This is a genomic window from Lysobacter sp. P5_B9, from assembly GCF_054049835.1.
On record NZ_JBFULP010000002.1, the window covers coordinates 243,710 to 263,825 of the forward strand.

General features: G+C 67.9%; 17 protein-coding genes and 1 pseudogene. 16 read left to right on the forward strand and 2 right to left on the reverse strand.

The annotated features are described in order from the left end of the window. The first annotated feature begins 20 nt into the window (after positions 1-20). From ACXJJ9_RS06215 to ACXJJ9_RS06225, 3 genes are all read left to right on the forward strand, one after another. A complete protein-coding gene (locus tag ACXJJ9_RS06215) occupies positions 21-974 on the forward strand; it encodes an alpha/beta fold hydrolase (protein WP_457096348.1) in 954 nt (317 codons plus the stop codon). Between the two features lie 35 nt (positions 975-1,009). Next, entirely contained in the window at positions 1,010-1,741 is a 732-nt protein-coding gene (locus tag ACXJJ9_RS06220; protein ID WP_457096349.1) for a hypothetical protein, read from the forward strand. A 371-nt stretch (positions 1,742-2,112) separates the two neighbouring features. Then, positions 2,113-2,580 carry an aminoacyl-tRNA deacylase gene (locus ACXJJ9_RS06225; protein WP_457096350.1) on the forward strand — a complete coding sequence of 156 codons (468 nt, stop codon included), beginning with the start codon at positions 2,113-2,115 and terminating at the stop codon, positions 2,578-2,580. A gap of 329 nt (positions 2,581-2,909) precedes the next feature. Here ACXJJ9_RS06225 and ACXJJ9_RS06230 read toward each other — a convergent pair whose 3' ends face one another. Beyond that, positions 2,910-3,842, reverse strand: a complete 933-nt coding sequence (locus ACXJJ9_RS06230) for a carbohydrate kinase family protein (protein ID WP_310054324.1) — start codon at positions 3,840-3,842, stop codon at positions 2,910-2,912. Positions 3,843-4,074: 232 nt separating this feature from the next. On the opposite strand from ACXJJ9_RS06230, the gene ACXJJ9_RS06235 reads away from it, so the two are divergent. The 8 genes and pseudogenes from ACXJJ9_RS06235 to ACXJJ9_RS06270 all read left to right on the forward strand — a co-directional run bounded on the left by ACXJJ9_RS06235 (position 4,075) and on the right by ACXJJ9_RS06270 (position 14,266). Next, on the forward strand, positions 4,075-5,121 hold the full coding sequence (locus ACXJJ9_RS06235) for a rod shape-determining protein (RefSeq protein ID WP_310054323.1): 1,047 nt from the start codon (positions 4,075-4,077) through the stop codon (positions 5,119-5,121). 137 nt (positions 5,122-5,258) lie between these two features. Further along, the gene (gene mreC, locus ACXJJ9_RS06240) at positions 5,259-6,350 is read left to right on the forward strand and encodes a rod shape-determining protein MreC (RefSeq protein WP_457096351.1); all 1,092 of its coding nucleotides are present in this window, start codon (positions 5,259-5,261) and stop codon (positions 6,348-6,350) included. Next, positions 6,347-6,832 carry a rod shape-determining protein MreD gene (mreD, locus tag ACXJJ9_RS06245; RefSeq protein ID WP_457096594.1) on the forward strand — a complete coding sequence of 162 codons (486 nt, stop codon included), beginning with the start codon at positions 6,347-6,349 and terminating at the stop codon, positions 6,830-6,832. Before mreC ends, mreD begins: the two co-directional genes overlap by 4 nt. Position 6,833: 1 nt before the next feature. Further along, positions 6,834-8,876 (forward strand): annotated as a pseudogene (gene mrdA, locus ACXJJ9_RS06250) (penicillin-binding protein 2); the annotation flags it as partial. 206 nt (positions 8,877-9,082) lie between these two features. Then, positions 9,083-10,195, forward strand: a complete 1,113-nt coding sequence (gene rodA / locus ACXJJ9_RS06255) for a rod shape-determining protein RodA (RefSeq protein ID WP_457096352.1) — start codon at positions 9,083-9,085, stop codon at positions 10,193-10,195. Positions 10,196-10,293: 98 nt separating this feature from the next. Next, entirely contained in the window at positions 10,294-11,481 is a 1,188-nt protein-coding gene (gene mltB, locus ACXJJ9_RS06260) for a lytic murein transglycosylase B (protein ID WP_457096353.1), read from the forward strand. After that, complete coding sequence (locus ACXJJ9_RS06265) at positions 11,478-12,773, forward strand: septal ring lytic transglycosylase RlpA family protein (protein WP_457096354.1); 1,296 nt, start codon at positions 11,478-11,480, stop codon at positions 12,771-12,773. The genes mltB and ACXJJ9_RS06265 overlap by 4 nt, the downstream gene beginning before the upstream one ends. A 290-nt stretch (positions 12,774-13,063) precedes the next feature. Then, a complete protein-coding gene (locus tag ACXJJ9_RS06270) occupies positions 13,064-14,266 on the forward strand; it encodes a D-alanyl-D-alanine carboxypeptidase family protein (protein WP_310054314.1) in 1,203 nt (400 codons plus the stop codon). A 113-nt stretch (positions 14,267-14,379) separates the two neighbouring features. On the opposite strand, the gene ACXJJ9_RS06275 is transcribed toward ACXJJ9_RS06270, so the two are convergent. Continuing rightward, positions 14,380-14,589 carry a hypothetical protein gene (locus ACXJJ9_RS06275; RefSeq protein ID WP_457096355.1) on the reverse strand — a complete coding sequence of 70 codons (210 nt, stop codon included), beginning with the start codon at positions 14,587-14,589 and terminating at the stop codon, positions 14,380-14,382. Between the two features lie 70 nt (positions 14,590-14,659). On the opposite strand from ACXJJ9_RS06275, the gene ACXJJ9_RS06280 reads away from it, so the two are divergent. The 5 genes from ACXJJ9_RS06280 (at position 14,660) to ACXJJ9_RS06300 (ending at position 20,115) form a co-directional block, all read left to right on the forward strand. Then, on the forward strand, positions 14,660-14,938 hold the full coding sequence (locus ACXJJ9_RS06280) for a DUF493 family protein (protein WP_310054312.1): 279 nt from the start codon (positions 14,660-14,662) through the stop codon (positions 14,936-14,938). Continuing rightward, positions 14,926-15,630, forward strand: a complete 705-nt coding sequence (gene lipB, locus ACXJJ9_RS06285) for a lipoyl(octanoyl) transferase LipB (RefSeq protein ID WP_457096356.1) — start codon at positions 14,926-14,928, stop codon at positions 15,628-15,630. The genes ACXJJ9_RS06280 and lipB overlap by 13 nt, the downstream gene beginning before the upstream one ends. Before the next feature lie 26 nt (positions 15,631-15,656). After that, positions 15,657-16,682: a lipoyl synthase gene (lipA, locus tag ACXJJ9_RS06290; protein ID WP_310054310.1), complete on the forward strand. Its 1,026-nt coding sequence runs from the start codon at positions 15,657-15,659 to the stop codon at positions 16,680-16,682. A gap of 259 nt (positions 16,683-16,941) precedes the next feature. Continuing rightward, positions 16,942-19,194, forward strand: a complete 2,253-nt coding sequence (locus ACXJJ9_RS06295; protein WP_457096357.1) for a carboxy terminal-processing peptidase — start codon at positions 16,942-16,944, stop codon at positions 19,192-19,194. A 75-nt stretch (positions 19,195-19,269) separates the two neighbouring features. Continuing rightward, a complete protein-coding gene (locus ACXJJ9_RS06300; RefSeq protein ID WP_457096358.1) occupies positions 19,270-20,115 on the forward strand; it encodes a methylated-DNA--[protein]-cysteine S-methyltransferase in 846 nt (281 codons plus the stop codon). Position 20,116: the final 1 nt, after the last annotated feature.

Genomic DNA, 20,116 nt, shown 5'->3' on the forward strand with positions numbered 1-20,116 from the left:
CCCTGCGAACGGCCGCCCGCGTGGCGGCCGTTCTGCTTGCGCTGGCCGCCAGCGTTGCCATCGTCGCGGTGGCGCTCGATCCGTACCGGCTGGTGCGCCTGGAATTCAGCCGCCAACGCCTCGGCGCCGGGCTTTCGCGTGGCAGCATCGACGTTGCCGGCCACCACTGGATATACGCCTTTAGCGACGATGCGCCGGCGGATGCGCCTGTCGTGGTGATGCTGCATGGCTTCACCGGCAGCAAGGAGAACTGGTATCCCGTCGCGCGCCGCCTGCGTGGCCATTACCGGCTGCTCATTCCGGACCTGCCGGGCTGGGGCGAGAGCGAACGGAGGCCGGGCGAGGACTATGGCTTCGTCGCGGAAAGCGCGCGCGTGGATGCGTTCGTGCGCGCGTTGTCGCCGGCAAGGCCAGTGGTGCTGCTCGGGCATTCGATGGGCGGCGGCGTGGCCGCGCTGGTGGCGGCGCGCCATCCGCGCGATGTCGCGCGAGTGGGGCTCCTGGATGCGGCCGGCGTGCGCTTCCATGACAACCGGTTCGGCGCCGACGTGCTCGCGGGGCGGAATCCCTTCGCCGTTGCCGATGATGCATCGCTGCAGCGTTACCTCGACACTGTTTTCCACGACCCGGCGGCCAGGCCCTCCATTCCCTGGCCCGCGTCGCGTGGCCTGATCGCGCGACGTCGCCACGATGCCGCCTTCGAGCAGGCCGTGCTCGATCGCATCGGCCGCGGGCCCGAGCGTTTCCTGCCCGGCGACGAAGCCGCGAACATCCACCAGCCCGCGTTGTTGCTGTGGTGCCGGCAGGATGCCGTGATCGATCCCAGTGCGCTGGCGCTGTACGCTGCGCGCATGCCGCAGGCCGCGCAGGTGATGCTCGACGACTGCGGCCACATGTCCATCGTGGAGCGCCCCGATGCCGTCGCCGCCGCGGTGACAGCATTGATCGAAAAGCCCTCCGCGCCACGCCCATAGAGCCAGCCACAGAGCCAGCCACAGAGCCAGCCACCATGAAGCCGACCCACCTCGCCCTCGTCCTCGCCGCCGCCTTCGCCCTGGCCTCGTGCGATTCCGCCGAAAAGCAGCAGGCGGCCGCGCAGGCCGCCGCCACCGCGCAGGCCGCGGCGAAGGAGCAGAAGGCGCAGGAGATCGGCAAGCAGTTCGACGCGCAGTACGCGCAGCACAACTGGGAGCTCGCACGGGCGCACGGCGAGGAACTGGTGGTGATGCACCCGGACAGTCCGGTGACCGCGCGCATCAAGCCGCAGTACGAAGAAGCCAAGGTCAAGGCGGACGAGGTGCGGGAGCAGCGGCGCATGGCCGGCCTGTGGGAGTACCAGAGCGTCGCGGTGAAGGGCGGCCAGCAGTTGTCGGCCGCGATCTATTCGAAGAAGCCGATCGATACCGGCGGCGGCACGGCGTATCCGGTGCGCCTGATCTTCCGCGACCATCCCGAGTGGGGACGCAGCAGCTACCTCGTGCTGGAGAACGGCGACTTCAACTGCTACGGCGGTTGCAAGGTGCAGGTGACGCTGGACGACAAGGCGCCGAAGGCAATGGCCGCCTCGCGTCCCAAGACCGATGAAGCCATCGCCATGTTCATCGAGGACGAACGCGCGCTGTGGCGCATGGCGCATGGCGCGAAGACGATGGCGATCGAGTTCCCGGTCAAGGCCGGCGGCAAGCGCACGGCGGTGTTCGAAGTGGGTGGCCTGGATCCGGGCAAATTGCCGAAGTGGTGAGGGCCGGCCGGCCCGCGACGCAGCTGAAGCTGCGTTGTGCTGAAGCCGCGCCGGCCCGCGACGCAGCTGAAACTACGTTGTTGCTGAAGCCGCGCCGGCCCGCGACACAGCTGAAGCTGCGTGGTTGCTGAAGCCGCGCCCGCGGCCGACCGCGGAGAACTACCAGTTTTTGCTGCGCGCTTGATGATCGTGGCCTTCAGTTAAAACCTGCTTCACGCCATCCCAAGACCGCGGGAGTAAGCTCGCCACGAAGGCGTCGACGCAGCGCCATGGGCGAGCGGCGCCGGGACGGCGCGCGAAGGAAGCGCGCGCTGCGTCCACCAGCGGCGCCGCCGCACGGGAAGAAAGGCGGAAGCCTCGCGGAGGGAGTCATGTTGTCCCCACGCCTGCACAACCTGCTTGACGAGCATCACTCGGCCTACCAGACCCTCGTCCACGACCGCACCGTCACCGCGCACGAAACCGCCGCTGCATCGCACGTGCGCCAGCAGCAATTCGCCAAGACGGTGATGCTCAAGGTCGACGGCAAGCTGGCCATGATGGTGATGCCCGCGGCCTATCGCATCGACCTCACCCGGCTGTCGCGCGCCCTCGGTGGCGACGTGGTCGAGCTTGCCGGCGAAACCGAATTCAAGGACGCCTTCAGCGATTGCGAAGTCGGCGCGATGCCGCCGTTCGGGCATCTCTACGGTATGCCGGTCTACGTCGATTCGCGCCTGGCGCAGCAGCCGGAGATCGCGTTCAACGCGGGCTCGCACACCGATGCCGTGCGCATGCCCTACGCCGAGTTCGAGAAGCTGGCGCAGCCTGAACTGCTGTGGCTGGCGCACGTGATGTAGCGAACCCGGGCCGGTCGCGGCGATGGTCCCGGCCGGCCGCTTTTCGCAGCGCCGTGGCGAGAAGCCACATGCTTCGACCGTGGCCGTGGCCGTGCGCTTGCTGCTGTTGCTATTGCTGCACAAACGTCTCGTGCCCTGAGACCAAAAAAAACCGCCCTGTTGGGCGGTTTTTCTTCGGTGCGCGAGGCGCCTGCCGTCAGAGTGCGTAACCGAACTGCTGCTTGAACTGCTCGGCAAACTCTTCGTAGTCGAAGCGCGCGCCGCGATGGCAATAAGGCGCCAGTGATGCCGGCGCCGTCGCCACGGCCGGTGGTGCGGCCGCCTGATACTTACAGCGCGTAACCGAACTGCTGCTTGAACTGCTCCGCAAACTCTTCGTAGTCGAAGCGCTGATTCTGCGTTCCAGGATGCTCGACCTTCAACGCGCCCATCAGGTTGCCGATGCGGCCGATGGTCATCCAGTCGTAGCCCTTCTCGATGCCGAAGATCAGGCCGGCGCGGAAGGCGTCGCCGCAGCCGGTCGGATCGGTCACGCGGCGCTCGTGCGCCGGCGCGATATCGAAGGTCTTTTCCTTCGTGTGGATTTCCGCGCCCTTGGGGCCGCGCGTGGTGATGTAGGCCTTCACCCGCGACACGATGTCCTGCTCGCTCCAGCCGGTGCGTTCCTGCAGCAGGTTGGATTCGTAGTCGTTGACGGTGACGTAGTCGGCCAGTTCGATGAAGTCGCGCAGCTCGGCGCCGTTGAACAGCGGCATCGCCTGGCCCGGATCGAAGATGAAGGGCGTGCCGGCCTCGGCGAATTCCTTCGCGTTCTGCAGCATGCCTTCGCGGCCATCGGGGCTGACGATGCCGAAGGTGACGCCTGGCACGTCCTTCACGTGGTTCTCGTACGACCGCATCATCGCGCCCGGGTGGAAGGCGGTGATCTGGTTGTTGTCGTGGTCGGTGGTGATGAACGCCTGCGGGGTGAACAGTTCATCGATCACCTTGACGCGGTCGAGCGGGATGCCCTGCTCGAGGAACCAGTCGCGGTAGGGACCGAAGTCCTGGCCCACCGTCGCCATCGGGATCGGCTCGCCGCCCAGCAGCTTGAGGTTGTAGGCGATGTTGCCGGCGCAGCCGCCGAATTCGCGGCGCATGCGCGGCACCAGGAAGGACACATTGAGGATGTGCACCTTGTCCGGAAGGATGTGGTTCTTGAACTGGTCCGGGAACACCATGATGGTGTCGTAGGCCAGCGAGCCGCAGATCAAGGCTGCCATCGGCAAATCGTCCTGGTGGGGAGCCCCCGGGAGGGGCGGAGCGAGGAGTTCCGGAAGCTGTCCGGGGGCGGCGGGACGCCGCGCGGCGCGTAGGGTAGCCGCTGGGCCCGGGCCGGGCCAGCTTCAATACAGCTTTTTGGGCAAAAGTTCCTTGTCTGGACAAGGGGCGGGGCGTAGTCTACCGGGCTCCTTGCGCCCCCCTTCCCCCCGGCAAAAAACGGCTGATTTCCTGATGTTCAAGAAGTTCCGCGGCATGTTCTCCAATGACCTGTCCATCGACCTGGGCACGGCCAACACCCTTATCTATGTCCGCGGGCAGGGGATCGTGCTGAATGAGCCCTCCGTGGTGGCGGTGCGCCAGGACCGCCTGGTGGGCGGCAACCGCTCGGTGGCGGCGGTCGGTTCGGAGGCCAAGCAGATGCTCGGCCGCACCCCGGGCCACATCAACACGATCCGCCCGATGAAGGACGGCGTCATCGCCGACTTCACCTATACCGAGGAAATGCTCAAGTACTTCATCCGCAAGGTGCACAAGTCGCGCTTCCTGCGCCCCAGCCCGCGCGTGCTGGTCTGCGTGCCCTGCGGCTCGACCCAGGTCGAGCGCCGCGCGATCAAGGAATCGGCCGAAGAGGCCGGTGCCCGCGAGGTCTACCTGATCGAGGAACCGATGGCCGCCGCGATCGGCGCCGGCATGCCGGTGACCGAGGCCCGCGGCTCGATGGTCGTGGACGTCGGCGGCGGCACCACTGAAGTGGCGGTGATCGCCCTGAACGGCATCGTCTATTCGCAGTCGGTCCGCATCGGCGGCGACCGCTTCGACGAGGCCATCATCAGCTACGTGCGCCGCACCTACGGCACCCTGATCGGCGAAACCACCGCCGAGCGGATCAAGCTCGAGATCGGCTGCGCCACGCCGCAGAAGGACCCGCGCTCGATGGAGGTCTCCGGCCGCAACCTCGCCGAGGGCGTGCCGAAGATGGTCAAGCTGAACTCGAACGAGGTCTACGAGGCCCTGCGCGAACCGCTTTCCGGCATCGTCGCCGCGATCCGGCTGGCGCTGGAGCAGACCCCGCCGGAACTGTGCGCCGACGTCGCCGAGCGCGGCATCGTCCTCACCGGCGGCGGTGCGCTGCTGCGCGACCTCGACCGCCTGATCAGCGAGGAAACCGGCCTGCACGTGCAGGTCGCCGACGATCCGCTGACCTGCGTGGCCCGCGGCGGCGGTCGCGCGCTGGAGCTGGTCGACATGCACGGCAACGAGTTCTTCGCGCCGGAATGAGTCGGTATGCGGGAGACGGCAGGCGGAAAGCAAGACATCCGCCACACACTGTCTGCGTGCTTTTAGAAAATGATGCAATGCCCGCGACGCGCCCTGCCGCGTCGCCTCCCCCGACTCCTGCCTCCTGTTGATCTGACGTGCCTTCCTACGCCGGTCCCTCCGCAAGCCGCTCCGGCGACATCGCCGACACCCTGCGGCTGCTGGCGTACCTCGCCATGGCCGTCGTCCTGATCGTGCTCGATCACCGCGGCGGCTGGCTCAGCCGTGTGCGGCAACAGGCCCAGGTGCTGACCCAGCCGGTGCGGGCCGTGGCCGGCCTGCCCGGACGCGTGGTCGAAACCGTTTCCAACGACGCCGGCACGCTCAGCCAGCTCACTGCCGAGAACCGCCGCCTGCGCAACGAGTTGCTGGTGACCCACGCGCGCATGGCGCGGTTGGCCACGGTCAATGCCGACAACGCGCGCCTGCGCGGCCTGCTCGGCGCGTCGGAGCAGGGCAGCCTCGACGTGCAGCTCGCGCCGGTGCTGGACATCGACCTCGATCCCACCCGCCAGCGCCTGGTCCTGCGCGCGGGCAGCAACAACGGCGTCCATACCGGGCAGACGGTGATCGATGCCGGTGGCGTGGTCGGCCAGATCATCGAAGTCGGGCCGCTGCAGTCGACGGTACTGCTGCTCACCGACCCCGACCATGCGATGCCGGTGGCGATCGCCCGCAACGGCGTGCGCCTGGTCGCCTACGGCACCGGTCGCGCCGACCAGCTCGCCCTCGCCAGCGTGCCGCTGTCCAGCGACGTGAAGGTGGGCGACATCCTGGTCACCTCGGGCCTGGGCGGACGTTTCGCCGCGGGCTTTCCGGTTGGCACCATCACCGCGCTGCGGCCGGACGAAAGCCGCGCGTTCCTCGTCGGCGACGTGAAGCCGGCGGCCCAGCTGGATCGCGGTCGCGATGTGCTGCTGCTGCGCACCCTGCCGGCGCGGCCGGTCATCGGTCCGGCGGCTCCGGGCACCGTGGCTTCCGCGCCCGTTGCCGGGAGCGCGACACCGCCGACGGTCGCAACGCAGCCCGCTGGCGCACCCAAGTCCTCCGGCACGGGCCCCGCATCCGCGCCGGCGGCGAAGGTGCCGCATCCCGCCGTGCCGGCGGCGACGACTCCCACGAAGGCCGCGGACGCCGCGGCCAAGCGCGAACCCGCGCCCGCTCCGCCCACCCCGGAGGAGCATCGCTGATGCGCGCGCGTTCGCCCTGGATACTGCCCTTGAGCCTGCTGGCCGCGCTGCTGCTGGCACTGCTGCCGGTGCCGCCGCAGCTGCAGGGCTTGCGGCCCTATTGGCTGGCCCTCGTGCTCGCGTACTGGGTGATGGAAGAGCCCGACCGGGTCGGCCTGGGCTTCGCCTTTCTGATCGGGCTGGCCGCTGACCTAGTCGTCGGCAGCGTGCTGGGCGAACAGGCGCTGCGCCTGGTCGTAATCACCTTCATCCTGCAACGCTTCCGCGCGCGCCTGCGTTTCTTCCCGATGTCCCAGCAGGCCCTCGCGATCGGTGCGCTGCTGCTCAACGACCGCATCGTGACGATGGCGGTCCGGGTGACGCTCGGCGAGCCGGTGCAGGCCTCGTTGGCGTGGGTCTCGCCGCTGCTCGGGATGCTGCTGTGGATTCCGGTGTTCATGCTGCTGGACGGCCTGCGCATGGGCGGCTGGCGCAGGCGCTGAAATGAGCCTGCGCCCGCGCCGCCGTGTGCTGAAGAACGCCGCGCTGGAGGCCGACCAGTTCCGCCGCCGCGCGTTCGTCGCGTTCACCGGCGTGCTGCTGGCGCTGTCCGGCTTGGCGCTCTGGTACTTCCGCCTGCAGGTGTGGCAGCACAGCGAATACGCCACGCGCTCGGAGGAAAACCGCATCAAGCTGCGCCCGGTGGTGCCGGCGCGCGGGCTGATCTACGACCGCAAGGGCCGCATCCTCGCCGACAACGTGCCCGCGTTCCGGCTCGACGTCACCCCGTATGAGGCTGGCGACAGCAAGAAGTGGCTGCCGGAACTGGCGAAGATCGTCGCGCTCTCGCCCGAGGACATCGCCAGCTACGAGGCCAGTCGCCACGTCGCGCGTGGCTACAAGCCGGTCACCCTGAAGCTGCGCCTGAGCGAGGAGGAAGCCGCGCGCTTCGCCGTCGACCGCTGGCGCTTCCCGGGCATCGAACTGCAGTCCTACCTCAATCGCCGCTATCTCTACGGCGAACTGCTTTCGCACGTGATCGGCTACGTCGGCCGCGTCGACGCCAACGACCTCAAGACGATGAGCGAAAGCGACGCCGCGCTGAGCCATGTCGGCAAGACCGGGCTGGAGCGTTTCTACGAGCAGGACCTGCGCGGCAAGGTCGGCTACGAGAAGATCGTGACGAACGTCGATGGCCGTCCGATGTATTCGGCCGGACGCGTGCCGGCGCAGCCAGGCGCGGACCTGCGCCTGAGCATCGACCTCGACCTGCAGCAGGCGATGGTCACCGCGTTCGGCGACATGGACGGATCGGCGGTCGCGATCGATCCGCGCACCGGCGAGATCCTCGCAATGGTGAGCCTGCCCGGGTACGACACCAACCTCTTCGTCAACGGCATCTCGCACAACGACTACCGCGCGCTGATGGACAACGTGTCGCGGCCGCTGTTCAACCGCAACGTGCTGGGCGGTGGGCCGCCGGGTTCGACGGTGAAGCCGCTGATCGGCCTCGCCGGCCTCGACAGCGGCCTGCGCACCCCCGAATACAAGGTCTTCTCGACCGGCACGTTCTACATTCCGGGCCAGCGCCGCGGTTGGCGCGACGCGCACGGCGGCGCGGGCTGGACCGACCTTCGCAAGTCGATCTCGCAATCGGTCAACTTCTACTACTACAAGCTTGCCTACGAGATGGGCATCGATCGCTTCGACCAGTACATGTACAAGTACGGGTTCGGAGGCAAGACGGGCATCGATCTTTCCGGCGAGAACATCGGCGTGGTGCCGTCGCCGGAATGGAAGCGCAAACGTTCGAAGGAAGGCTGGTATCCGGGCGAAACGGTGAACGCCGGCATCGGCCAGGGTTACTGGGTCGCGACCGTCCTGCAACTGGTGCGCGGCACGGCAGCAATCGCCGACGGCGGCAACCTGCGGCGCCTGCACCTGGTCGACGACCGGCGCGATGGCTATGACCGGCCATGGACACCACTGCCGCAGCCCGAGCCCGTGCGCATCACCGACAGCGCGAGCAACCTGCGCGCGGTGCAGGAGGGCATGATCGACACCATCCACGGTGGCGGTACGGGTGCGTCGATGGCGCGCGGTGCGCCGTACATGATGGCGGGCAAGACCGGCACTGCGCAGAAGATCAGCCGCAAGGGCAACATCAGCTTCGATCCGCACTCGCTCCCGTACAACCTGCGCCACCAGGCGCTGTTCGTCGGCTACGCGCCAGCGGACAACCCGACCATCGCGATCGCGGTATCGGTGGAGCACGGCGGCTTCGGCGCGTCGTCCGCGGGCCCGATCGCGCGCAAGGTCTTCGATGCGTGGCTGCTGGGCAAGATGCCGGAGCCGGCAGAAGGCGTGACGCGTTCGCCGCAGGGCGGGATGCTGATGCCGGGTCGCGCCCCGCCGGCGGCGGTACAGCCGGCGGTTGTGGCGCCCGCGGCACCGGCCGCCGCGAACGTGGTTGCCACCGCGCCGGGCACGCAGTCGCAGCGGACATCGCAACAGGCACCGCAGCAGGCACCGCAGCAGGCACCGCATCAGGCACCGCAGCAGCAGGCACCGCAGCAGCAGGCACCGCAGCAGCAGGCACCGCAGCAGCAGGCGCCGCAGCAGCAGGTACCGCAGCAGCAGGCACCGCAGCAGCAGGCACCGCAGCAGCAGGCACCGCAGCTTCCACAACAGAACCCGCAGCAGACTCCGCAACAGATGCCACAGCAACCGCCGCCGTCGACGGAGCCCGCGCGATGAGGCTCATCCTGCGCTGGCTGTTCGACATGCTGGTGCGCTTCACGCGCACGCTCGACCTGCCGCTACTCGGAGCGCTGCTGGCCTTGATGGCAATCGGCCTCGCCGTGCTGTACAGCGCCGGCGACCAGTCCATGCGGCTGGTGGTGGCGCAGGGCACGCGCTTCGCGATGGGCCTGGGCGTGATGTGGGCACTCTCGCGGCTGCCGCCGACGCAGCTGCGCAACTGGACGCCGCTGGTCTATGCACTGTCGATCATCCCGCTGCTGATCGTGCTGGCGATCGGGCAGGGCAAGCACGGCAACCTGTGGATCAACCTCGGCGTCTTCTATTTCCAGCCGGCCGAAGTGCTCAAGCTGAGCCTGCCGATGATGGTCGCGTGGTACCTCAATCGCCGGCCGTTGCCGCCGCGCTTCAACGTCGTGCTGGTGGCGGCGGTGATCATCGGCGTGCCGACGGGATTGATCCTGCTGCAACCCGACTTCGGCACCGCGATGCTGGTGGGCATCAGCGGCGCCTTCGTGCTCTACCTGGCGGGTCTGCCGTGGTGGTGGTTCGGCGCGGCGTTCAGCGCGATCGCGGCGGTCGCGCCGGTGGCGTGGTTCTGGCTGCTGCGGCCGTACCAGAAGGACCGCATCCTCACCTTCCTCAATCCCGAGTCCGATCCGCTCGGTACCGGCTGGAACATCATCCAGTCGAAGATCGCGATCGGCGCCGGTGGTTTCTTCGGCAAGGGCTGGGGCGAGGGCTCGCAGTCGCACCTCAACTACATACCCGAGCACACCACGGACTTCATCTTCGCCGTGCTCAGCGAAGAATTCGGCTGGTTCGGCGTGCTGCTCGTGCTGACGCTGTACCTGTTCGTGATCGGCCGTTGCCTGTGGATCGCGTCGGGTGCGCGCGACGGCTATTCGCGCCTGGTGGCGGGCGCGCTCGGCCTGGCGTTCTGCGTCTACGTGATTGTCAACGGCGGCATGATCGCGGGCCTGCTGCCCGTGGTCGGCGTGCCGATGCCGCTGCTCAGTTACGGCGGCACCTCGGCCGTTTCGCTGCTCGCGGGGCTGGGCGTGGTGATGGCGGTGCATGCGCATCGGCCGGTGCACGCGCGCTGATGCTTCGCGCGCACTACACACGCGAAGCTGACCGGCGCGTTCATCCAGCGGAAAACAAAGGTTTTTCGCTGCCGGGCCGCATGCTACCCTCGGCCGCGATGACCCGATGCCCGTCCCCTTCACGCGCGTGGCTCAAGGTGCGGCCTGCGCTCACTTGCGCACTGGCCCTCGCACTTGCCGCCTGTGCTACCCAGGCACCGCCTCCAGTACACACGCCCACGCCCACGCCTGCCCCGCCGTCGGCGCCCGGCATGACAGCGTCCGATGCGATCACCACACCGTTGCCGGTCGCGCGTCCGCCCAGCGATGAAGTGCGCGCGGCCTTCGTAAAGGAGACAGCGTCGAAGTACGGCCTGGACGCCGCCTACATCGAATCCGTGCTCGCACGCGCGCAGATCCGCGAAAGCACACTCACGGCGATGTCGCGCCCGGCCGAGACCAAGCCGTGGCGCGACTACCGCCCGATCTTCATCACCCAGCAGCGCATCGACGGCGGCCGCGCCTTCCTCGCCGAGCACCGCGACCAGCTGGCGAAAGTAGAAGCGCAGTACGGCGTGCCCGCCGAAGTCATCGTCGCCATCCTCGGCGTGGAAACCATGTGGGGCGGCAACACCGGCAAGACGCCGGTGCTCGATGCGCTGTACACGCTCGCCTTCAACTATCCGCGCACCAATGCGCCGGACAAGATCGAGCGCGAGAACCAGCGCGAAGCCTACTTCCGCGATGAACTCGCGCAGCTGATGAAGCTGGGCAAGGAGACCGGGCTCGACATCGCCACGCTCAATGGCAGCTATGCCGGGGCGATGGGATGGGGCCAGTTCATGCCGTCGAGCTATCGCGCCTACGCCGTGGACGGCGATGGCGATGGCATGCGCAACCTGTTTACCGACCCCGACGACGTGTTCGCCTCGGTCGCCAACTATTTCGTGAAGAAGGGCGGCTGGCTGCGCGGGCAACCGGTGATGGTGCGTGCGAGCTTCACGCCCGGCCCGGTGGCGCTGGTCGATTCCAACGGCGACCCGATCCACTCCCTCGCGACGCTCGAGCAGGCCGGCTACAAGCCGCTGGAGCCGGTGCCGGTTGGCCTCACCGCCGCTCCGATCCTGCTCGATGGCGAAACCGACGAGTACTGGCTGACCTTCCGCAATTTCCGCGCGATCTGGAGCTACAACAACTCCATCCGCTACGCGACCGCGGTGTACCAGCTGTCGCAGCTGATCGCGCAGCCAGCGGAAAGCGTCGCGCCGGTCGCCGCGCCGCCCAGCGACGGACAACCGGGCGCATGAGGTCCTTCGACAGGCTCAGGATGAGCGGAGTTGTGGTGGTGCTGGGCCTCGCGGCCTGCGCCGGCGCTCCGAAGAAATCCGCGCCCCCCGCGGCTGCAGCCGCGAAGCCCGAGGCGCGCGCCGCCGCTGCTGCGCCCACGGCGCGAAAGAAGTCGCCGTATGCGGCCGCGCAGGAGGACCCCGGCAAGCGTGGCAACTACGTCGCCGGTGGCCTCTACGCGCCGGGCGAGCGCGACAGCGTGCCGGACGAGATTCCCGACGTGGACGCGATTCCCGAACCGGAAGTCACCAACGAACCGCGCTCCGCGGTCGGCAACCGCAAGACCTACGCCGTGCTCGGAAAGAAGTACGAGGTGCTCGACCATCCGGGAGGCTACGTCGAAACCGGCATCGCCTCGTTCTACGGCAAGAAATTCCATGGTCGCCGCACCTCCAACCTCGAGGTGTACGACATGTACGCCTTCAGCGCCGCGCACAAGACGCTGCCTCTGCCGAGCTTTGCCCGGGTGACCAACCTCGACAACGGCAAGTCGGTGGTCGTGCGCGTCAACGATCGCGGCCCGTTCCATCCCGGCCGCATCATCGACCTCAGCTATGCCGCCGCGACCAAGCTCGGCTATGTCAGCAAGGGCACTGCGCGCGTGGAAGTGCGCGCATTGCTGCCCGGCGATGAGCAGGGCGATCGCGCCGTGGCCAGGCACTCCCCGCCACCGCAGGAAGCTGTCGCGCCCAGCGCCATCGACAGCCTGGTCGCGGCGATACCGGTGGCGACCGCGGCGGCTGCCGACAAGCCGGGAGCGCGCGTGAACCAGCCGGCGCCAGGCGACTACCGTTTCGACATGCGCGGGGACGGCAAGGCCATGAGCGCGGCCGAATTCGACGCGTGGATGAAGGCGCGGCAGGTGCGCATCGCCACGGGCAAGCCCGGCAAGCCGGAAGCGCGCGCGCCGCAGGAAGTCGTCCCCGGCCCGGACGCCGCGAGCCAGCCAGCTCTGCCGCTGGCCACCGAGGTCGTGAAGGCCGACGGCGTGGTCCTGCAGGTCGCCTCCTTCGCTGCGCGCGCCAACGCCGATCGCGCCCTGGCGATGCTGCACGGGGCCGGTATCGACGCGGCGTCCCTGTCCGACGGCGACGCCAACGGCCACAAGGTCTGGCGCCTGCGGGTGGGCCCGCTGGCGGCCACGATGGCCCCGGAACTCGCCGCCCGCATCGCCGGCCTGGGCTTCGGGACGCCGCAACGCGTGCGGGGGCCCGAGGCAAACCGGCCCGCGGTAAACCTGGAGACACGATAACGGTGATGCCGCGCCGGCCCGCGGTGGACCTGGAGACACGGTAACGGTGATGCCGCGCCGGCCCCCGGCAAACCTGGAGACACGATAACGGTGATGCCGCGCCCGCGGCCGAGAAAGGCAAGCAACGGGCTGTTGAGGAACCCCCAATCCGGCCAGTCTTCACATCGGACGTGGAGCCCGGCGCGACACTGCACTACGATTCGCCCAGTTTTTCCGACTCTTCCGAGTCGTCGATGTTTTTCCTTCCGCAGTAGAACGGCCGGACCCCGGCCGCCGGAGCCACTCCCGCAATGAAATCCCGCTTCGCCCTCGCCGCCGCCTTCCTGCTCACCTCGACGCTCGGGCTCGCCGTGGCGCAGACACCCGCGCCCAAGCCCGCCCTGCCGCCCGCCAGCGACGCCCTGCCGGTCCCGCCGCCGCCGAAAGTGACGGGCACATCGTGGGTGCTGGTCGACTACGCCAGCGGCAACGTGCTGGCCGGCGACGCCTATGACACCCGCCTCGAGCCGGCAAGCATCACCAAGGTCATGACCAGCTATGTGGTGGCCGCGGAAATCGCAGGCGGCAAGGTCAAGGCCACCGACCAGGTGATGATGAGCGAGAACGCGTGGCGCACCGGCGGCGCCGGCACCGATGGCAGCTACAGCGGTTTCGAGGTCAACAAGACCGCGCCGCTGGAGCAGATGGAAAAGGGCATGGCGATCCAGTCGGGCAACGATGCCGCGATCGCGCTCGCCGAACACGTCGCCGGCAGCGAGGATAGTTTCGCCTCGCTGATGAACGCCTATGCCGCGCGCATCGGCATGAAGAACTCGCACTTCGTCAACGCCACCGGCCTGTCCGCGCCGGATCACTTCTCGACCGCGCACGACCTCGCGCTGCTCGGCCGCGCCTTCATCCGCGACTACCCCGACACCTACGCCTACAACAAGATCAAGGAATTCACCGTCGGTCCGATCACGCAGCCCAATCGCAACCTGCTGCTGTGGCGCGATCCGACCGTCGACGGCATCAAGACCGGCCACCATTCCGGCGCGGGCTACTGCCTGATGGCCTCGGCCAAGCGCGGCGACCAGCGCCTGATCAGCGTGGTGATGGGTTCCACGTCGGAGAACCAGCGCGCGAGCGATTCGCTGGCGCTGCTCAACTGGGGTTTCCGCTTCTTCGAGACCCACAAGCTGTACGACGCCGGCAAGGCGATCGCCAAGCAGAAGGTGTGGAAGGGCGCGGCCGACCAGGTCAACCTCGGCGTGGCCGAGCCGATGCTCGTGACCGTGCCGCGCGGCCGCTATGCGCAGCTGAAGCCGTCGATGGACGTGCCCAAGAGCCTGGTCGCGCCGATCAAGAAGGGCCAGAAGATCGGCACGGTCAAGGTCGTGCTCGACGGCAAGGTGATCGCGCAGCGTCCGCTGGTGGCGATCAGCGCGGTGGAAGAGGGCGGTTTCTTCAAGCGCCTGTGGGATGAGTTCTGGATGTGGTGGGAGTCCGAATAAAGCCCGGAATAAGGCCCGGTGGGCGCGCCAGCGCCGCCATCCCCTTCGAAAAAAGGCTGCCTCCCGGCAGCCTTTTTTCTTGGCGAGGTTCTCGCGGGTACGCGCAAACGCGGTTACAGGCGCACGAAGTAGGGAATCGCCATCAGGCCCGCGCCCACCAGCACCACGGTCCAGGCGCTCGACACGAAGTAGGGGAACACCATCAGGGCGAGCCCGCAGACCAGTGGAATCGGCGCCTGCTGGCGCTTGCCATAGATGAAATAGCCCAGCCCGATGGAGCTGAACAACAATCCCCACAACAACAAGCCGGTGTCCATCTTCATTGGTCCGTCCGCGCGATTAGGCGCATCCTACGCCCCTTGGATATTCCGCCCCTGTCCCCATTTCCGGCCAATGGAAATCAAGTCAGACAACCCCGAGCACGGCTTCCAGTTCCCCGGCTCCTTCGAGCTCAGCGCCATGGGTTCGGCCGATATCGGCCTGGAGCGTGAATTGCCGCAGCGGCTGCTGGATGCCGGCATCGAGGTGCAAACCGAAACGGTGCAGTGGAAGCACTCGTCCAACGGCAAGTACGTGTCGGTGCGCATCAGCTTCCGCGCCGAAAACCGCGAGCAGTACGACCTGGCCCACCAGGTGCTGCGCGACCATCCGGAAGTGAAGTGGACCCTGTAACGGCCGCGGCCTGCCCGCTCCCGCAAGCGAACGACGCCGCCCCGGCGGCGGCGCCAGCATTCCTGCGCGATCTGGGCCGGCAAGCGTACGAGCCGGTATGGCGTGCGATGCAGCGCTACACCGATGCGCGCGACGACACCACGCCCGACGAGCTGTGGCTGGTCGAGCACGATCCCGTCTTCACCCTGGGCCAGGCCGGCAAGGACGAGCACGTGCTCATGCCCGGCGACATCCCGGTCCTGCACGTCGATCGCGGCGGCCAGGTGACCTACCACGGCCCCGGGCAGATCGTGCTCTACCCGCTACTGGACCTGCGCCGGCTCAAAGTCGGCGTGAAGGACTACGTCTGCAAAATCGAGCAGGCGATGATCGACACCCTGGCCGACTGGAACATCCACGCCCAGCGCCGCGAGGGCGCCCCCGGGGTCTACGTCAACGACGCCAAGATCGGCGCACTGGGCATCCGCGTGCGCCACGGCTGCACTTTCCACGGCCTCGCCTTCAACATCGCGATGGACCTGGAGCCGTTCAGCCGCATCAACCCCTGCGGTTACCAGGGGCTGCAAGTGACCTCGATGCTAGACTTGGGCGGCCCGTCCAGCCTGGACGCGGTGAAACCGGCGCTGGTCGCGCACATCGCCCGACTGTTCGGGCTGGATGTCGAATCCGCCGCGCCGCACCTGCCTGCCTGACCCCCTCCGCTTCCCATCCCGACACCATGACCGAGTCCGCTTCCAAGACCATTCCGCTTGCGGTGGTGAGCAGCGATGCGCCTGCGCCACAACCGGCCGGCCGGCTCCAGGAAGGGGTGAAGCAGCTTGGTGGCGACAAGATCAACCGTTCGCCGGTGCAGTTCGCCGACGCGCCCGTGCTGCGCAAGCCGTCGTGGATCCGCGTGCGCATTCCCAGCGACAACTCGGTGGCGCGGCTCAAGGCCAAGCTGCGCGAGAACCGCCTCGTGACCGTGTGCGAGGAGGCCAGCTGTCCCAACATCCACGAGTGCTTCAGCCACGGCACCGCGACCTTCATGATCCTCGGCGAGGTATGCACGCGCCGCTGCTCGTTCTGCGACGTGGCCCATGGCCGCCCGAAGCCGCCGGATGCGGAAGAACCCATGCACCTGGCCACCACCGTCGCCGACATGGGCCTGAAATACGTCGTCGTCACCAGCGTCGATCGCGATGACCTGCGCGATGGCGGTGCCCAGCACTTCGTCGACTGCATCCGAGCCATCCGGGAGCACAGCCCGAAGACCAAGATCGAGACGCTGACGCCGGACTTCCGCGGCAAGGGCCGCATGGAGCGCGCGCTGGAGATCTTCGCGGCCGACCCGCCGGACGTGTTCAACCACAACATCGAGACGGTGCCGGCCCTGTACACCAATGTGCGTCCGGGCGCCGACTACCAGTGGTCGCTGACGTTGCTGCAGAAGTTCAAGGCGCAGCATCCGGATGTGGCCACCAAGAGCGGCATCATGCTGGGCCTGGGCGAAACCATGGAGCAGGTGCAGGCGACGCTGCGCGACCTGCGCGCGCACGACGTCGACATGATCACCATCGGCCAATATTTGCAGCCGACCGCGCACCACCATCCGGTGATGCGCTACTGGACGCCGGACGAATTCAAGCAACTGGAAACGTACGGGTACGAACTGGGCTTCAGCCACGTCGCCTCGGGTCCGCTGGTGCGTTCCTCGTACCACGCCGACCGCTCCGCGATCGAAGCGGGTTACGCCGAAGCGTGAACAGGGATGGCCGGGCTTCGCCCCGCCTTCCGTGACGACAAGCTAAGGTTGCTTACGCAATACGCGTGCCGACCCCGGTCGGCGCACGCGCGATGCGGCGAAACTGAACCTTTCCTGCGGACCGGCGCGCAAGGCCCGCAATCAGCACGCTTTGGCACCATTTACGCAGTCGACAGCGCATGCAACTTCCGGCACTGTGGACCGGTCGAATTCCGCGACATCCTTGATCCGGGCCACATGGGCCCGCGAAGCCCACGCGATGAAAATCAAGACCCCACGTGCCGCGACCGTACTGGTTGCCTTCCTGCTCACCGCCCCGCTCGCGTTGCTTGCCGCGGATGGTGCCAAGACCGCACAGCTGCCGACGCCGCCGCAAAGCGACAAGGCGCTGCTGAAGTCGGTCGATGCGAAGACGCTGCCGAATGCGCCGACCACCGACCAGACCACGGCGGCCAAGCTCGTGTACGGGCTGCTGTCCGACAGCCGCTACGCCTATCGCCCGCGCGCGCTGGACGACACGCTGTCGGCCGACATGTACAAGCGCTATCTCGAGGCGCTCGACGGCGGCAAGCAGTTCTTCACCGCGCAGGACATCGCCAGGTTCGATGCCTACAAGTTCAAGTTCGACGACGCGATCAAGTCGGGTAACCTCGATCCCGCCTACGCGATCTTCGGCACGTATCGCCAGCGCTTCGATGCGCGCGTCACGTATGCGCGCAACCTGCTCAAGCAGGACATCTTCACTTTCACCGGCAACGACCGCTTCGAGTACGACCGCGAGGACGCACCGTGGGTGGCGGACGAAGCCGCGCTCGACGCGTTGTGGAAGCAGACCGTGCGCAACGACTGGCTGCGACTGAAGCTGGCCGGCAAGCAGCCCGAGGACATCCGCAAGACGCTCGACAAGCGCTACCTCAACATGGCCAAGGGCGTGGCCGAACTGAAGGGCGAGGACGTCTTCCAGACCTTCCTCAACAGCTACGCCAACGCGATCGACCCGCACACCGATTACTTCACCCCGCGCTCGGCCGACAACTTCAACATGACCATGTCGCTGTCGCTGGAAGGCATCGGCGCGGTACTGCAGAAGCAGGACGACGTGGTGGCGATCCGCGAGATCGTGCCGGGCGGCCCGGCCGGCAAGTCGCACAAGCTCAAGGTCGGCGACCGCATCGTCGCCGTCGGCCAGAGCGACAGCGGCGTGATGGAAGACGTGGTCGGCTGGCGCATCGATGATGTCGTCGGCAAGATCCGCGGCGCCAAGGGCACCAAGGTGCGCCTCGACGTGATCCCGGCCGAAGCCGGCCTGGACAGCCATCCCAACCGCCTCGTGCTGGTGCGCGACAAGGTGCGGCTGGAAGACCAGGCGGCGAAGTCGGAAATCATCACGCTGCCCGCCGCCAACGGCACGCCCGCGCGCCGCATCGGCGTGGTCAAGCTGCCCGGTTTCTACCAGGACTTCGAGGGCCGCCGCCGCAACGACGGCGACTACGCGTCGGCCACGCGCGACGTAGCCAAGCTGCTCACCAAGCTGCGCGGCGACAAGGTGGACGGCGTCGTCCTCGACCTGCGCAACAACGGCGGTGGTTCGCTCGACGAAGCCATCGACCTCACCGGCCTGTTCATCGAACGCGGCCCGGTCGTGCAGCAGCGCGAATCCGGCGGTCGCGTACAGGTGTACGGCGATGAGGATTCCGGAATCGCGTGGGAAGGCCCGCTTGCGGTCCTGATCAACCGCGGTTCCGCCTCGGCGTCGGAGATCTTCGCGGGTGCGATCCAGGATTACGGTCGCGGCCTCGTCATCGGCGAGACCAGCTTCGGCAAGGGCACGGTGCAGAACCTCGTCGACCTCGATCGCTGGCCGGCCAATGAGACCGCGCGCTTCGGCCAGGTCAAGCTGACCATCGCGCAGTTCTTCCGCGTCAGCGGCGGCAGCACGCAGAACAAGGGCGTGGTGCCGGACATCGCTTTCCCGGTGTCGGTCGACGCCAGCGAATTCGGCGAGAGCACCTACGACAACGCGCTGCCGTGGACCCGCATCGCGGGCGTGCAGCACACGCGCTACGGCAACTTCGCGCCGCTGCTGCCGAAGCTGGAAACGATGCATTCCGCGCGCATCGCCAAGGACAAGGAATTCCAGTGGTGGAGCGAGGACGTCGCGCAGTTCCGCGAGGAGCGTGCGAAGAAGTCGGTGTCGCTGAACGAAGCCGAGCGCCGCGCCGAACGCGACCGCGACGACGCCAAGCGCAAGCTGCGCCAGGAACAGCGCAAGGCGCTGGGCCTCGCCATCGACCCGCTGGCCGACGACAACGCCGACGACGGCCTGGCTTCGAGCGAGCGTGACATCGCCAAGGATGCCGCCCGCGAGAAGCTCGCCGACCAGCGTCCCGATCCGCTGCTGCGCGAATCGGCCGCGATCCTGGCCGACGCCGTGCAGCTGCTCAACGCCGACGGCAAGTTGTCCGCCACCGTGCTGCCGCAGGCGGCGACGCCAGGCCACTGGGCGGACTAACCGGCCGCGGCGCCACCACAAGAATCGGATAGCGGGCACCTTCGGGTGCCCGCTACGCTTGGGGCCGTGAACGCCATGGTCAAGACATTTCCCAACCCGGCCAGCGGTTCCCGCGACAAGCTCGAGCGCGTGCGCATGCTGCTCGACGCCGGCGAACCCTCGTTGAACGAACTGGCGGATGCCGTCGGGCTCAGCCCGTCGCACTTGCAGCGCAGCTTCACCGCGCGCTTCGGGATCAGTCCGGCCGAGTACCTGGCCCAACGCAAGCTCGGGACGCTGAAGTCGGCGCTGCGCGAAGGCCGCGACGTCAGTGCCGCGCTGTACGACGCGGGTTATGGCTCGCCCTCGCGCGTGTACGAACGCGGTGCCGCGAAACTGGGCATGACCCCGGCCCGCTATCGCGCCGGCGGCGAAGGCGAGCAGATCCGCTGGAGCCTGCTCGACACTGCACTGGGCACCGCGCTGGTGGCGACCACGCAACGCGGCATCTGCATGATCGAACTCGGCGACGACATCGCCGCGCTGGAGGCGAAGCTGCGCAGTGAGTTCCCGCGCGCGGCGCTGGAGCGCGTGGACGCCGGCCGCGACGAATTCCTCGCCCCGCGCCTGCGTGCGGTGGCCGACGCGCTCGCGGGCAAGCAGGCCCGCGTCGACACCGACCTGATCGGCACCGCCTTCCAGAAAAAGGTGTGGGACGCGCTGATGCGCATCCCTCCCGGCGAAACCCGCAGCTATGCCGAGGTCGCGGCGCAACTGGGCGCCCCGCGTGGCGCGCGCGCGGTGGCGAGCGCCTGCGCGCACAACCGCGTCGCGATAGTAGTGCCGTGCCACCGCGTGGTGCGTGGCGATGGTTCGCTCGGCGGCTACCGCTGGGGCCTGCCGCTGAAGGAAAAAGTGCTGCAGCGCGAGCGCGCGGCGTGAT

Coding starts and splice junctions, on each gene's coding strand:
- ACXJJ9_RS06295 (WP_457096357.1), top strand. CDS start 16,942: ATGAAAATCAAGACCCCACGTGCCGCGACCGTACTGGTTGCCTTCCTG.
- ACXJJ9_RS06280 (WP_310054312.1), top strand. CDS start 14,660: ATGGAAATCAAGTCAGACAACCCCGAGCACGGCTTCCAGTTCCCCGGC.
- rodA (WP_457096352.1), top strand. CDS start 9,083: ATGAGGCTCATCCTGCGCTGGCTGTTCGACATGCTGGTGCGCTTCACG.
- lipA (WP_310054310.1), top strand. CDS start 15,657: ATGACCGAGTCCGCTTCCAAGACCATTCCGCTTGCGGTGGTGAGCAGC.
- mltB (WP_457096353.1), top strand. CDS start 10,294: ATGACCCGATGCCCGTCCCCTTCACGCGCGTGGCTCAAGGTGCGGCCT.
- ACXJJ9_RS06235 (WP_310054323.1), top strand. CDS start 4,075: ATGTTCAAGAAGTTCCGCGGCATGTTCTCCAATGACCTGTCCATCGAC.
- ACXJJ9_RS06300 (WP_457096358.1), top strand. CDS start 19,270: ATGGTCAAGACATTTCCCAACCCGGCCAGCGGTTCCCGCGACAAGCTC.
- ACXJJ9_RS06230 (WP_310054324.1), bottom strand. CDS start 3,842: ATGGCAGCCTTGATCTGCGGCTCGCTGGCCTACGACACCATCATGGTG.
- ACXJJ9_RS06265 (WP_457096354.1), top strand. CDS start 11,478: ATGAGGTCCTTCGACAGGCTCAGGATGAGCGGAGTTGTGGTGGTGCTG.
- ACXJJ9_RS06225 (WP_457096350.1), top strand. CDS start 2,113: ATGTTGTCCCCACGCCTGCACAACCTGCTTGACGAGCATCACTCGGCC.
- ACXJJ9_RS06275 (WP_457096355.1), bottom strand. CDS start 14,589: ATGAAGATGGACACCGGCTTGTTGTTGTGGGGATTGTTGTTCAGCTCC.
- ACXJJ9_RS06220 (WP_457096349.1), top strand. CDS start 1,010: ATGAAGCCGACCCACCTCGCCCTCGTCCTCGCCGCCGCCTTCGCCCTG.
- ACXJJ9_RS06270 (WP_310054314.1), top strand. CDS start 13,064: ATGAAATCCCGCTTCGCCCTCGCCGCCGCCTTCCTGCTCACCTCGACG.